Origin of the sequence: Rathayibacter iranicus NCPPB 2253 = VKM Ac-1602 (assembly GCF_003149025.1) — a bacterium.
Classification (GTDB): domain Bacteria; phylum Actinomycetota; class Actinomycetes; order Actinomycetales; family Microbacteriaceae; genus Rathayibacter; species Rathayibacter iranicus.
Genome location: NZ_QGDV01000016.1, coordinates 1 through 13952 on the forward strand (window position 1 = coordinate 1; position 13952 = coordinate 13952).

The window sequence follows — 13952 nt, forward strand, 5'->3', positions numbered from 1 at the left end:
AGCGCAGACGCCGGCGCTCCTGCTGCGGAAGAACATCCTCTCGCGCGTGCAGGACTGGACGGCCGCATGAGCGCTGACGCTGGGCGTCTGCTCACTCGGGACGAGATCCTGTCGCTGCTCGAGGAGGTCGCGGACCGGCTCGACGCCCGAGGCGTCGGTGTCGATGCGTACATCATTGGCGGGCTCGCCATGGCGGTGCAGCTCGACGCACGACGCGTCACGGCGGACGTCGATGGGCTGTTCCAACCATGGGAGGAAGTTCGGGCCGTCGCCGAAGACCTTGCCGCCGAGCGGGGTCTTCCAGCGGACTGGCTGAACCGACGTGCGTGGTCGTTCATGGCTTTCGACGTCGATGGCGATCACGAGGCCACTGAGGTCCAGATCGGCAAGATGCGGGTCCGAGTCGCATCTCCTCGCGTGCTCCTGGCGATGAAGATCGCCGCCGGGCGCCGTAAGGACACGGACGACATCACCGCTCTCATCCGGCACCTCGAGATCCACGACCCACAGCAGGTCGTCGACATCGCGTTCGACATCTTCGGCGACGAGTCCATGACCTTGACCGATTCCCGGGAGAGCATCTTCTGGCAGGCGTCGGAGGCGATACGGCAAGCCTGGGATGCTCCGGTGACAGCGAGACCAGAAAGCACCTCCGGGCCCGCGCGCCGTCCTCTAGACAGCCCTGCCGCCACCGGGGGACAGTTCACGAGCCGGGATCATGGCGAACCCGAGACCAGCCTGTAGGAGCGCGGCCCCGCCCGTCATCGCCTCGCCTGCTCCCCGCGCCCAAAGCGCTGAGACGAACGCATGACGACCACCCCGAACACTCCGGCCATCGAGTACCGCGTCGGCCTCACCAACGGCGCCTTGGCCCGCGCGTGGGTTCCAGAGGGCAGCTCCGAAGTCCCAGCTCGCTCGATCTTCGCAACCGCCCGGCACGCCTGTGCACGGTCGCAGCGGCGGCGGGTGACCGTCCCTATCGTCGACGTGGTGGATGCGATCCAGAGCCTGAATGGGTGGGAAGCCCGTGTCCATCGAGGGCCGCTTCCGGTGGCGATGCTGCCGGGCGGCGGAGTGTTAGTGCTCGCCAGCCTGCGGCGCGTCCTCGACAACGTCCAGCACTCCGGTGAGACCTCGACGTCGTCCTCATTCGTTTCGACGAGTGGGAGGACGTTCCCGGCCCCACGGCAACGCTTCCGCTCATCGAAGACGTCGAGCTCGAGACTGCCGCCTGAGCCGCGCGCATCGAGGGTATGAGCATCGGCGATGAGCGGCGCCCGCGCGGCCACGCCTCCCGTCCCGGCCGTTTCTCCACGAAGCCGCAATCGGACCAAGAAGGCTCCCTCGCAGAGCAGTCGCGGCCTGCCCCAGACCGGTCCTTCGTCGTCGGGGCAGGATGAGGAGGTGGAGCCCGCGGGAACGACGTTCCGGACCGAAACGACGACGTTCACCGACGGGTAAAGGGGCCTCTGGCACATCGACCCGTGTTCTCGAAGCGTGGGAGCCCGGTGACTGCGACGAAGATCGGCGACACGGTGGATGTCAGTCGATCATGAGCACGAGCGTGACGCCGCCACGTACATGACCGGCATGACCATCTTCAATCCGTCGCTGCATCCGCGCAACCACGCCTCCCACTCCGGCCGTTTCAGCGAGAAGCCGCAGTCCGCCCCTGAGACGTCCCTCACCACGTCGCCCGCGCGGCCTGTCCTGTCCGAGAGGGAGTACCGACTCGTTTGGTCCGATGGGACACCCGTTGGAGTCCCGGTCGATGCGCACGCCACCGTCGAGGAACGCCTCGAACAGCAGCGCACCCTCGACGCGTCCAGCACCGGCCGCACCCGCATGCAGCTGCGCGCCGTTTCCGTCCCCGAGGACGTCGATGTGGACGAACTCACACTCAGCCTCTCGAGTGCGGAAACCCAGACCTACCGGAACGGGAAACCGTGGCTGTGGATGTCTGCCGGGTCCGGAGACGAGCCGGTCGACATGCTCAGGAAGTTGATCGCCCGCGACTCCCGCCCGAGCGACACCATCCGCGTCCAGGTGAAACGCACCGGCACCTGGGAGGACACGACCGCGACCACCCCGGGCGAGGTGAAGAACGCATGACCGGATTCGACGAGTATCAGCACCCGCGGCCACCCGTCGAACCCGGGCGCCTTCGCAGAGTAAGGACAACACCAGCCCGGAGACGAACCTCGCCGGTCCCACCCGTGCATTCGTCAGCGCCCCCAGGCCTGCCATCGCGCTCGCCAGGCGATCCAGACGGCCACCTACCAGGCTGGGTAGGGCGGAGCGATGCCGGGCGTGCTGAACGTGCTCGTAGACCGGTACTCAGGACGATCCCGACATGCTCGACCGGCTCGCTATGATCGACGCCGCGGACGTCGAGCACTGGTACAACATCCACGTCGGCCCGGCGCTGAAACAGATCGAGGACGACATCCGATGCCGATGCCGCTGACGCTCGACGGGCGCCGCGCAGATGAGGAACCATGACCGATGCCATCCTGGCGGCGCCGCCCGCTCCCTTCGGGCGTCCGTTGCTCGTGCTCGACCTCGACGTCGTCCTGAACCTTTTCGGGCCCTACACGGCCAGCACGACCGTCATCGTCTCGACCGACGGGCGCGAACTTCGCCGCCTGCACTTCACCCCGGCTGCCGCCCCGCTCCTTGACGCTCTGACCGTGGCCGGTCACATCGACAATGTCCGCTCCCGTAAGCACTCCCGTCTTGGGCTGCGCAGCTCTGTTGCGGCGACGCCGGGGCTGAGCGCGGCAATCGCGGACGGGACCGTCGCGGCGACGACGGAGACGCTCGTGCGCACCGCCGACGGTCGGAAGTTCGTCATCACCTTCCGGGAGGACGTCGTTGACTCTCTGCACGCCCTGGTCGCATCCGGCGCCGTTGAGTTCGGTTGGTTGACCACCTGGGGCCCGAACGTTCGGGCGGTCGTCGAGCAGGCCTTCAGCGGCCGTCTCGCAGGCGGGTACGTCCTCGCGAAGAAGCCCAAGAAACTCCGCGGCTACTGCAACCCCGACTGGAAACGTGACGCGCTCGAGAACCGCGTCGCCGAACTCGGTACCCGGTGGGTGTGGGCGGACGACGAGGAGGTCCCGCGCGCCCGCACTGACGGGTACCTCGACGACGACACCCTGGCCGGATTCCCTGGCCTGGCGTTCGGGACTGAAGAAAGCGCCGGACTGACGCCGGCGGACGTCGTCCGGGCGGCAGCGTTCCTGCCCGGTTGACGCGCACCGCCGCCTACATCCGCGGTATGAGTTCCTTCTCCGAATCCGACCACCCCCGAGGCCACGCCACCAACGCCGGCCGGTTCGCTACCAAGCCGCAGTCAGACCCGGAGTCGAACCTGCTCGCCACCCTGCAGGCAGCACAGGCCGCTACCGGCAACGCTCACGAGCACGAGACGCGCGTCGCCGCCCGCGCGATCGCCGCGTCGATCCTGGCCGAGTACCCGACCGCCGACCACCTCCGGATCACCCCGTTCCTGGAATCCGACGAAGGCTACTTCCCCGAAGACGTCTTCGACGCGGACGGGAAGGAACTCGGCGCAGCGCCGGACGAGGTTGCCGACATGCTCTACTCGATCCCGCAGCGCGTTCCCACGCTCGACTACGACCCGGCGACGAAGTCTTACCCGGCGGATCCCGCGTACGGATGGCTCACCGCGGCTGCCAGGGAGTTCGACAGCGGACGCATCTCGCTCCGGCACGAGGCGATCGCACCGCCCATCACACCGGCGGAGCGCATCGCGGCTGCCAAGGAGCGCGTGAAGGCAGCGCAGCAGGCTGCATTCGCGGCGAGGGTTCAGGCAGGCCTCGCGACGCGAGAGATGGTGACGCTGATGTACCAGGCGGCATACCCAGGCGGCACGCAGGTCCTCCTCGCGCAAGCATGGGACGACGACGACGGGCCGCAGGTCCTTGCTGTCATCGGTGAGGATGGGGTCCTCGCCGACTTTACCCAGGACAAGGACCTGCCTGGCGCCGACGTCCGTTACGACATGTCCGAGTACTCGGACCGGCTCGACGACGGCGACGCCTTCCGCCAGTACTTCACCGAGTTCGGCTACGGCGAGGAGCACAACGTGTTCGTGATCCCCCTCAGGTAGGGGAGGAAGGTGATTTTTGGCGCAATCGAGATAGGAGGCGTCGCGCCCATGCCCTCTCGGGCCTGAGGTGCTCCATTCTTTCCCGACCACCGCGGAATTAGTAGGATTACCGCGTTGACTGAAAGGATTATCGGGATGTCCAGTTCCCGTGGGAAGTACTCCCCGGAGTTCCGCGCCGAGGTCGTACGCGAAGTAATTGATAAGTCGCGACCTGTCGCCGATGTTGCCCGGGATCTCAGAATCGTCCTACAGACTCTCACGAATTGGGTGATAGCACATCGCCGCGCGGATAGCGAGAGCGAAGAAGAGTTGATGGAGGCTTATGCAAAACGGAATCACGCGCTTAACGAAGGTGCCTTTGACCTGGGGTTTTGTGACGCTCAAGCGAGTTTTGCATAAGCCTCATGGTACAAGGAGGCTTATGCAGAATTCCCTCGCACGCTCAGCGAACAAGCCTCTGACCGGGGCGTTTGTGAAGTCCTAGCCGAATTTTGCATAACCCTCAAGAAGGCCTATCCAAAACGCTTGACCGATGAGATGCTGATGCGCGTGGCATAACAGCGGGAATTCCAGTTCGGGCGGCGCTTGCAGGACCTTGATGGTGCGGCGCACCCGGATGCCGTGGTTGGTGTTGACCTCGGACGGGCCGGGCAGCTGCGCCCACGGTAGGTTCTTGCACACACGGTGCAGCCAGGGCTGGTTCTTCTTTCACCGTCAACAGGTAGTCTCCGCCGGCCGTGACGATGTGTGCTGCGGCATCGCGTTGGGTGTGCATCGCGTCCGCGGTGACGACAACACCCTCCAGGGTGAAGCGGTCCAGCAACTCGCGCAGCACCGGGATCTCCTTGCTTTCCGCGGGCGTCTGAACCTGCCCGAGCACCGTCTCTGAATCGTGATCCAGCGCGGCGACCAGGTGCGGCGCGGGCGAGGTGCGGGAGCGGGCACCGCGGACCGTTTTCCCATCGACGGCGATCCCCCGTCGCCCACCGATGATGCCGGTGCGTAGCCACAAGTAGGCGCCGATCACCTGATCGAGGATGTCCGCATCAATGCGCCGGATCGCGCGACGGATCGTGGCCTCTGATGGGCGCCGTCCGGCCGTGACGCCCAAGCCAATGAGGATGTCCGTCGATGCGTCGGCCGCCCATTCGCCGATCGCCACGAACGACCGCGACCCGGCCAGAACGGCCGCGATCCCGACCGCGAGGATCGCGTCCACCCGATACCGGATCCCGCGACGCCGACGCGGATCAGGGACCGTGGAGAGCAGATCCAGCAGACGCCGGGGTGTCAAGCCGACCGGTCCTGATTCGACGGGCGTGGGAAGCGTAAGCAGAGATGGCATGGGAGGTGTGGTGTCTCTCGCGGATGGTGAGCGTCAAAGAACTTCCATCCTCACCGCGAACACCACGCCTGCCCCGCTACCCCAGCACCGGCGCGTCACACCCGAAAATCCCTGGTCACGTCACCCACCAACGACTCTGACGGGGCTCGGTTCGCTAGCCTATCGCCTGCGTGTCACACCCAGAAACCCCCGGTCAGACCATATACGGACAACTTTGACCGGCCCCTGGCTACACACCCAACTGCGAAGAGCAACTTGGAGGACCGCGCGATGATGTAGGTTTACGTATCGTAGGACTTCTGCGGGTTCGGTCTCAAACTTGTTGGCATCGAGTGCATCGGCTGGATGTGCTGCTGATGATGTGGTGAATATTCGGCGAGCCGCGGATGGTCCTCTCGGACCTTGAAGCATGATAATCCCTTGTTGGCGGTAGCAGATTTTAGAAAAAATATTCCAAAGATACGGAGGCTAGAGTTCCATGCTGATTCGTTCTTTTGAACATGCTGCGCACCACCTGCAGGTCGTAGGGATCTCGACCTCTAATCTCCGGCGTAACAACTGGCGATCGTCAACTCTCATTCAAGCCGACCTGTCCGCGCCGCGGGGGTCGAAGTAATGGGGGAGCGTAAGCGGATTATCCTTGTGGGCAGCGGAGCTGCGGAGGCATACCGACGCTACTCGCTCGAAGCTATCGCCAAAGAATTCGACATTATCCTCCTTGAGGACACGCCAGTTACATGGCAGTGGCCATTCATTCTTGCTAATATCGTCACTGATTTTGCCCTAGCGGATGCGATCATCGCTGTGGACAAGCTTCGGGTTACCATGCCAATCGATGGTGTCCTGACATGGGATGAGCGCCGGGTGGAGCTCGTTGGCCAGCTTGCGAGATATCTTGGTCTACCGGGCACGAGTCCTGAGGTTATTGCAGTGTGCCGCGATAAATGGCAGAGCCGGATGGCGTTCGCCAAGTCGGGTACGCCGTCCGCGCAGTCGCGCCTTACGTCCTCACTTGGGGAGGCCGTCGCCGCTGCCGAGGTGTTCGGGTTCCCCGTCGTTGTGAAGCCCCGTTCGCTGGCTGGCAGCATTGGCGTCCGGCGCGTTGAAACTAAAGACGAATTGGTCGAAGCGTGGGACATGGCCGACAAGGCAACAATGGCGTCCGTCCGTGAGAATACTTGTGGAGTCCTGGTGGAGGAGTTCCTCGAGGGTGAGGAATACAGCGTCGAGTGTGTCACATTTCGCGGGAATACGACACCGATCGCTGTGACGATTAAACGAGTTGGGTTCCCGCCATATTTTGAGGAACTTGGGCATATCGTTTTCGCCCGTGATCTCGACCGAGAGTGGGGCAGTCGCCTCGCCGCTGTTGCGGTTGAAGCGATCCAGGCTGTCGGCATTACCGACGGAGTCTCGCATGTCGAGTTGAAGGCGGGAGAGGGCGGTCCCAAGATCATAGAGATCAATGCCCGCTTGGGGGGCGACCTCATCCCGCACCTCGTCAAGCTGGCGACAGGTGTCGACTTGTCGCTGGCTGCGGCCAACTGTGCAGTTGGTGAAGAGCCAAAGCTTGACCCTGTGTCTTCGGGGGCTGCAGGTGTCTACTTCTTTTACCCGCCCACAGCGGGCGAATTCACCGGACACTCCGTTGAAGAATGGGTGGGGGAGGACTGGGTTGAAAGATGCGTGTGGCTCCAATCCTATGGGGCGCAGATGGCTCTTCCGCCGGAGATGTTCATGGCCAGGCTAGGTTTCGCCGTCGTGTTCGCGGACGATTCTCGAGGTGTCGCGCAGCGATTCGAAACGATTGAGGAAAAAACTGTCATCACGATAGGTGGGGTGCGGACAGCGTGACGGACAGGGCGATTTTGGTGCTTTCTACGTTGCGATCTTCATTGGAGGAGGAGCTGGTGGGCAAAGGGGCCCACGTCATAGTGCTCGTACCCCGTGCCGTCGTCACTGCTAGAATGAGACAGGGCTTTGATGCCATCCCGATTGATCGGTGGGACGATTACACAGCTCTCGCCGACCTTGTCAGTGTCCTTGAAGCGCGAGGAGTTATCGGTATCGTCACTGAGGACGAGCGCTGTATCCGAGCGGCAGCCTTCCTCCGTGCGTGTCTTGGATTGGGTGGGCTGACCTTCGAAGATGCGATTGCCTTCACGGATAAGGCGATAATGAAGGAACGTCTTCGCGCATATCGGGTTCCTGTTGCCGATTGGCGTGTCGTGACCTCGCCTGCTGCTGTCCCCGATGTGGCCGAAGAGCTCGGTTGGCCGGTCATTGTTAAGCCTCGAGTGGGATTCAGCGCAATCAACACCTTTGTCATTAAGGACTATCAACACTTCGCTCGTGTCGACGAGGAGGGTGTCTTCTCCGCGTCTCCATCGATCGGAGTTCAACATCCGGCACTGACGGCCACCGATGGTCTGGGTCCCCTCGTCGATGCGCCCCGCGGGTTCCTCGTGGAGGAGTTCGTTGATATAGCCGCCGAGTTCCACTGCGAATTGATGGTGCGGGGTGGTGAGGAGATATATTGCCTCCCCTTCGTGTATCCAACCCCGTTGCTTAAGAATGCGGGGGTGACAGTCGGATCTGCACATATTCCCTTGGCGTCGGAAGACGCCGAGCAAGTGCGCGAGATCTCGCGCGTCAGTGCGTTCGCGCTTGGGTTGAGGGACGGCTTCGCCCACGCGGAAGTATTTCGTACTAGCGACGGACGATGGCTTCTCGGCGAGATTGGCGCGCGCCCGGGAGGCGCACAGGTCCCCGCGATCATGGATCATCAATACGGAATTGGCGTCACTCGGCTCTCCGCTGATCTTGCGCTGGGAGCCGACTTAGAGGTCACGGTTGAAGAGAAGGACGGATCGGTTGCGTGGATCACGATTCCAGCGCCAACAGGTGTGATTGTCTCAATGACTGATGAGCGAGATCTCCGTGCTCTGCCGGGTGTGATCGACGTGCACATGGAGCTTTGCGTAGGCGATTCCGCATCCGGTCCATTCGGTTCTCTGGCCTATGCCGGATATGTGTTCTGCGAAGCAGAGTCGACTGCTGAGGCGATCGCGCTGGCCCGATCAGCCGCTGACCGATGTCGCATCACCGTTGTCCACGAGGCGGTGACCTGACCGGGTGTTGTCGACGCAACTATGCACAGGGTCTCTCAAGCAAAGCAGATAGCCAACGAGGAGCAATAATATTGAGCTATGCACTTGCGAACAGTCAGATTCCAGCCGATGTCGCATTGAGCGGTCAAAGAGCGAATCTAGTTCGGGTTGCCACCGTCTCCGCCTCCAACATCGAACCTCGCGAGTGGGCGAGCATCATCGGCGTGCTGATGTGCGTCCACTCTGGCAGTGACACCGCGGCCGTGGATCTCGAAACGGCTGGCGGCGAGCACCCGCTGACCGTCACACTCGATATGTCAGAGCGACCGCGGCGACAGCCCCAGGAGCCTCGTTTCGACCACTCGATCTCGTCGTCGGCGTGCGTGACGGACAACCATGCGCTGGCGGGGGATGCCCATGTACTGGTCGTGCAGCTCCACGGTGGCATGGCCGTGCTCTGGCTCGACTCCAACTCGTTCTCTCGACCGGTGCGAGAACGTCTGGCTGTCCATGTGCAGCTTTTGGCGAGCAAGGATGTCGCAGTCGCCGCAATTGAGCTCCCGGTAGTCACGTCGCCGCGGTCGAGCGCGGCTGTACCCGGTGCGAGCCACGCGCGTGCGGAGCCGGAGTGGGGGGCCTGCATCATTCGTCGGCTTCTCGATGTCGTCAGGGCTTTTCCCGATACGGTGGCGCTGGCTTCTGAGGGACTGTCTCTCACGTATCGAGAACTCGCTGCGCGGGTGGGAGGCCTAGCCGAAGAGATCCGACGCACCGCTCCTGCTGGTGCGCAGCTTGCGATCATGGCCGAACATGGAATCGAACCGGTCGTGGGGATGCTCGCATGCCTCGCCGCCGGCATGTCGTATATACCGCTTGACCCGCGCATGCCCGACGGTCGGCTACGCCGGATCCTGGATCGGTGTCAGCCGGAGGCGGTCATGTATGGTGTCGATCTCGCAGAGCGAGCGCGCGTGCTCTCTCCAACGAGGAGGCTCATGGCACTGACGTCGCGTGTGGCGGACCTAGTTCCGCCACCTTCTTCGGCGGTCGCGGAGCCCGCTGCCTACGTGCTCTTCACCTCGGGTTCGACCGGAAACCCCAAGGGCGTGGCGCAGTCAGTTCCCGCGATCATGCAACACGCACGGAATTACCGCGACAGCATCGGTCTTGTCGCAGGAGAGGTTGTGCCTCTCCTGGCAGCTTTTTCTTTTGACGCAGCCGTCATGGACCTGTATGGGGGGTTGCTCTCCGGGGCGACATTGCACGTCGTTGATCCGATGCAACCCGCCGACTCCCTACGTGAGCTGTTGGAGGAGCGTCCGCCAGACGTCCTCCACGGTACTCCGACTCTTCTTCGGCATGTGCTGGACGGAGTGAACCAGCCGTGGACCGCGTTGGCGAAGGTTCGCGCGGTCGTCTTTGGCGGCGAAAGAGTTCTGACTGCTGATGTAGAGCGGGTCCGGCTCGCGCTGCCGGCCGCATATGTCATTAACGGTCTTGGCCCAAGCGAGTGCACCGTGGGCGTCCAACATGTCATCGTTCCTGACGAGCCCCTTGATGACCGCGACATCCCGATTGGCTCCGCCGCGCCAGGGGTGACGGTCGAGCTCGTGGATTCACACGGTAGACCCGCACAAATCACAGGCGAGCTGGTGTTTACTTCGGCGGCCGTGGCGTCTGGCTATCAGAACGAGCCCGAACTCTCCGCAAGGCGGTTCACGGCTCGGAACGACCGCCGAGCCTTCCGTACCGGCGACCGGGCATGGATACGACCAGACGGCAGTTTGATCTTCCTTGGTCGGACCGACCGGCAGATCAAGGTCAGAGGGCAACAAGTCGATCCGAACGAGATCGAGTCCGTACTCATGGAGCATCGGGATGTTGACCAAGCATGGGTAGGTATCGACGCGGACAATCATTGGACGGCGTACCTGACGTCGAATTCGGCAGCGACGCCCGACGGCGAGGAGATAAGGCGGTTCGCGAGGCGGTCACTACCCGCGATAGCCGTTCCGACGAGGATTGTGGTGGTCAGCGAGCTGCCAATTGGGTACACCGGAAAGATCGATCTCAACGCGCTGGGAGACCTCACAGCGGTGGCAGAGTCTGGAGTACTGGCCGCTGTCCCCACGCCAGACGGACCGCTGGATGATCCGGTGACAGCGCCTGATCGCGCTCCAATGACCTTTGGCCAGCTTTCCGTCGTTCGATCATTGAGAGGAAAGATCCGGACCGAACCCGCGAACGTGAGTCGCGTGGTGGACCTGCCAATTTCGGCTACTCTCGATCGCGTCGAGCAGGCTGTTCGCCAGCTCGTCGTTCGCCACGCATCACTCCGGACGACGTTCGAACTCACGGAAAGCAGCGGGCTGCGCCAGATGATAGCGGCCGAGGGCACAGTGCCATTGCGAGCCGTCGAGCTTCCCGAAGACACGCCTCCCGCTCGACGGGCCGTAGCCGCAACTCTCGAAGCCGAGACCTATGACATCGAGCGGGAACCAGGATGGCGTGCCGCGGTGATCACCAGCGGGGGTGCGGCGGTGGCAGTCGCGCTGTCACTCCACCACATTCTCGCCGACGCGTGGGCACTCTCCATTCTCGAACGCGAGCTGATCGGACTCGTGAGCGAACCCGACCGGGATCTCGGAAGAACGTCGATGACCCCAGCAGACCTCGCACGACGCCAGCGCGGCGACGGATGGCAGTCCCATCGCGCGATGTTCAACGACCATTGGGAACCGATATTCGATGATCCTCGCCGGTTTCCGTCGGCGGGGTTGACCGAGGCCGGGCCACGCACCGTGATCGGGATGACGCTGGATCTTGGCCGCGCGGAACTCGCGCACATTGCGCGGAGATGGAGTGTGTTCCCGTCGACGGTTCTCACCAGTCTGGCCATGGTCTCCTGGCCCTCGATTTCCAGCCGAGCTGAACCCTCATTGCTATCCGCGACAATCATGAGCGCGGGGCGTGTCGACGAAGATCTGCAGCACCTTGTCGCATCGCAGAACCAAGTGGTTCCTATCAGCGTCGATCGCCTTGACGCCGAACCTTTTGCGAAGATGGCGTGCCGGGTGCAGGAATCGCTCTTCGGCGCGATTATGGCGGGCGTCTACGACGTCGATGCGGTGTGTGCGCGCGCTGGTGTCGAGGAGATGGGGCATCTGCTCGACCACTGGGTCAACGTTCTCGAAGAGAACGGTGCTGAGGCCGATGCTGCAGAGGCCCCGCGGCATATGCACCACCACGAGAAGTTCACGATCGTGCATGCGTCGCATAAACCCTGGCCGTACTTTTACTATCGCATCAGGATTGCGCAGCGATTGCGCGTCGAACTGGTCGTTCCCCCGTCGTCGAACTCCGTCGGGGCGCTCCGGCAGGTCCTCCACGGCTGGGACGCCGCACTGGACATCCTTCGCCGTGACGACTCGTCCACTGTTGACGAGATCATCCAATGCTTTGCGCACACCCACGAAGGAGAGCTGTGACGATCCTAAACGGAAAAGAAAAAGTGCGCGAATTAAGGGAACCTCGTTCCCCTGGGATGCTGCTCATCCTCCAGGCTGCAAAAATCGCTCCCTGGCCGACGGCTGTCCTGGCGCTGTTGATGGGCATTGCGGCTCTGCTCCCTCTTTCCCTGGCAGTATTCAGTGGAAAACTGATCGGACTACTTGCAAACTCTGAAGGAACGGCGTTAGGGATTGGTCGTGGTCTGTTTTTGACGATCCTCACCATCGGATTCTTCTTCTTCTTACAGCAGGCGTTGACTCCACTGCTGCTAGGCACGGCTGAAATTCTGGGGCGCAAGGTCGACCGCGCTCTGCGAATCCGAGTACTCGATTCGTTGGCGGCACCTGAGACTATGGCTGGGATCGAAGCCGCCGATATTCGGAACCTGCTCGGTGGCATCAACGGGGGACTGGGGTCGGCAAAAATCGTCGACGCTCTTACTGGGCTCGTGAACATCACGGTGGTTCGATGGGGTGCATTGGCGGGACTTCTGCTCTTCATTCCCTACCGGTGGTGGGTTGCGCCGCTTGCGGCAGCCGCATACGTCGTCGCAATGTCTCTCGGGTCGAGGGTATATCAAATCGGTCTCAAATCTTCTGAAGGTGATCCTTCGTCCGGCGTCCGGTCCCGCTATCTGCAGGCGTTGGTCGCCACTCCGGCCGCGGCGAAAGATGTGAGGATTTTCGGGCTGACAGACTGGCTTCGAGCCACACGTAACATCGAATGGCTGCGGGGCATCAAGGAGGATCGATCGGCGCGATCGGGAGTACGTAGCGTGAGCGTGATCAGTGGTGTTCTTGTGTTCGTGGTGCAAGCATCTCTCCTGCTGATGCTCTACTCGGACTTCAGGGCGGGGCTGCTGTCCGAGGACACCTTCACGTCACTTCTCGTGGTGGTTGTCGGGCTGGGAACCGCGCTGAGCCTGAGCTCAGAGATGGTCAGTGTCTCGACGGGAGGAGCGAAGATCTGGGCTGTGCGTCAACTCGAGGCGTCGTTGAAAACCGGTGCTCCCCGGGCAGGCAAGGCCAACGAACCCTCGCAGGCCTCAGACCGACAGCGTCCCCGAAAGACGCCTTCGATCCTTTTCGAGGATGTCTGGTTCACCTATCCTGGATCGATGTGCCCTGTGCTTCGTGGCCTGTCATTCGAGATGGGAGCCGGGGTCTCCACAGCTTTAGTCGGCGTGAACGGTGCAGGAAAGAGCACCGTAGTGAAGCTGATGGCTGGCTTCTACCGGCCGGACAGCGGTCGTATTCTCATCGACGGCGTCGACGTCGCAGACATGGACCGCTCCGAGTGGCAACGACAGTGCGCCATTCTCTCCCAGACCTGGATCCGATGGGGCTTGTCAATCAGGGAGAACGTGCTGTGGGGTGCTCCGGGCGCGGCAGCCGACGAAGCAGTCCTTTCCGCCGTGTCGCTCGCCAGCGGCCTCGCGGACATCGTGGCTCACCTGCCCCAAGGCTGGGAGACGCCGCTGAGCCGGGGGTTCGGCGGTACCGATCTGTCCGGTGGGCAGTGGCAACGGGTGGCCTTGGCTCGGGCGCTGTATGCGCAAGCGAGTGGTGCGCGCCTGCTCATCATGGACGAGCCGACGTCAGCGCTTGATGTAGGGGGAGAGGCCGAGATCAACGCCAACCTCATGAATGCGGCCTCTGACGACACACTGCTGCTTGTCTCGCACCGATTCGCCGGCGTCCGCCAGGCAAAACACATCGTGGTGCTGGAGAACGGGCAGGTGACCGAGCAGGGGAAGCACAAGACGCTGATGGAGAGAGACGGCCTATACGCGCAGATGTTTCGTACCCAGGCTGAACGATACATCGACGATGGGCAGGCTCATGATAACTAA

Annotated in this window: 10 protein-coding genes; 9 read left to right on the forward strand and 1 reads right to left on the reverse strand. The window is 62.7% G+C overall.

The window, feature by feature from the left end; genetic code table 11:
* From B0H03_RS13470 to B0H03_RS17520, 5 genes are all read left to right on the forward strand, one after another.
* A partial coding sequence (locus tag B0H03_RS13470) for a DUF6036 family nucleotidyltransferase (protein WP_109714901.1) occupies positions 1-744 on the forward strand: 744 nt, incomplete at its 5' end.
* Positions 745-1539: 795 nt separating this feature from the next.
* Positions 1540-2112, forward strand: coding sequence for a hypothetical protein (locus tag B0H03_RS13480; RefSeq protein ID WP_104354227.1), 573 nt, complete (start codon positions 1540-1542; stop codon positions 2110-2112).
* 386 nt (positions 2113-2498) lie between these two features.
* On the forward strand, positions 2499-3254 hold the full coding sequence (locus B0H03_RS13485; protein WP_104354228.1) for a hypothetical protein: 756 nt from the start codon (positions 2499-2501) through the stop codon (positions 3252-3254).
* Positions 3251-4135, forward strand: coding sequence for a hypothetical protein (locus B0H03_RS13490; protein WP_104354229.1), 885 nt, complete (start codon positions 3251-3253; stop codon positions 4133-4135). The genes B0H03_RS13485 and B0H03_RS13490 overlap by 4 nt, the downstream gene beginning before the upstream one ends.
* A gap of 135 nt (positions 4136-4270) precedes the next feature.
* A complete protein-coding gene (locus B0H03_RS17520) occupies positions 4271-4534 on the forward strand; it encodes a transposase (RefSeq protein ID WP_104354230.1) in 264 nt (87 codons plus the stop codon).
* 103 nt (positions 4535-4637) lie between these two features.
* On the opposite strand, the gene B0H03_RS13500 is transcribed toward B0H03_RS17520, so the two are convergent.
* Positions 4638-5480: an ISAs1 family transposase gene (locus B0H03_RS13500; RefSeq protein WP_104354231.1), complete on the reverse strand. Its 843-nt coding sequence runs from the start codon at positions 5478-5480 to the stop codon at positions 4638-4640.
* A 615-nt stretch (positions 5481-6095) separates the two neighbouring features.
* Here B0H03_RS13500 and B0H03_RS13505 point away from each other — a divergent pair.
* The 4 genes from B0H03_RS13505 to B0H03_RS13520 all read left to right on the forward strand — a co-directional run bounded on the left by B0H03_RS13505 (position 6096) and on the right by B0H03_RS13520 (position 13952).
* Positions 6096-7334, forward strand: a complete 1239-nt coding sequence (locus B0H03_RS13505; protein WP_104354232.1) for an ATP-grasp domain-containing protein — start codon at positions 6096-6098, stop codon at positions 7332-7334.
* A 41-nt stretch (positions 7335-7375) separates the two neighbouring features.
* Entirely contained in the window at positions 7376-8611 is a 1236-nt protein-coding gene (locus B0H03_RS13510) for an ATP-grasp domain-containing protein (RefSeq protein WP_127843893.1), read from the forward strand.
* Positions 8612-8682: 71 nt separating this feature from the next.
* Positions 8683-12078, forward strand: coding sequence for an AMP-binding protein (locus tag B0H03_RS13515; protein ID WP_160487374.1), 3396 nt, complete (start codon positions 8683-8685; stop codon positions 12076-12078).
* A complete protein-coding gene (locus B0H03_RS13520; RefSeq protein ID WP_160487373.1) occupies positions 12075-13952 on the forward strand; it encodes an ABC transporter ATP-binding protein in 1878 nt (625 codons plus the stop codon). Before B0H03_RS13515 ends, B0H03_RS13520 begins: the two co-directional genes overlap by 4 nt.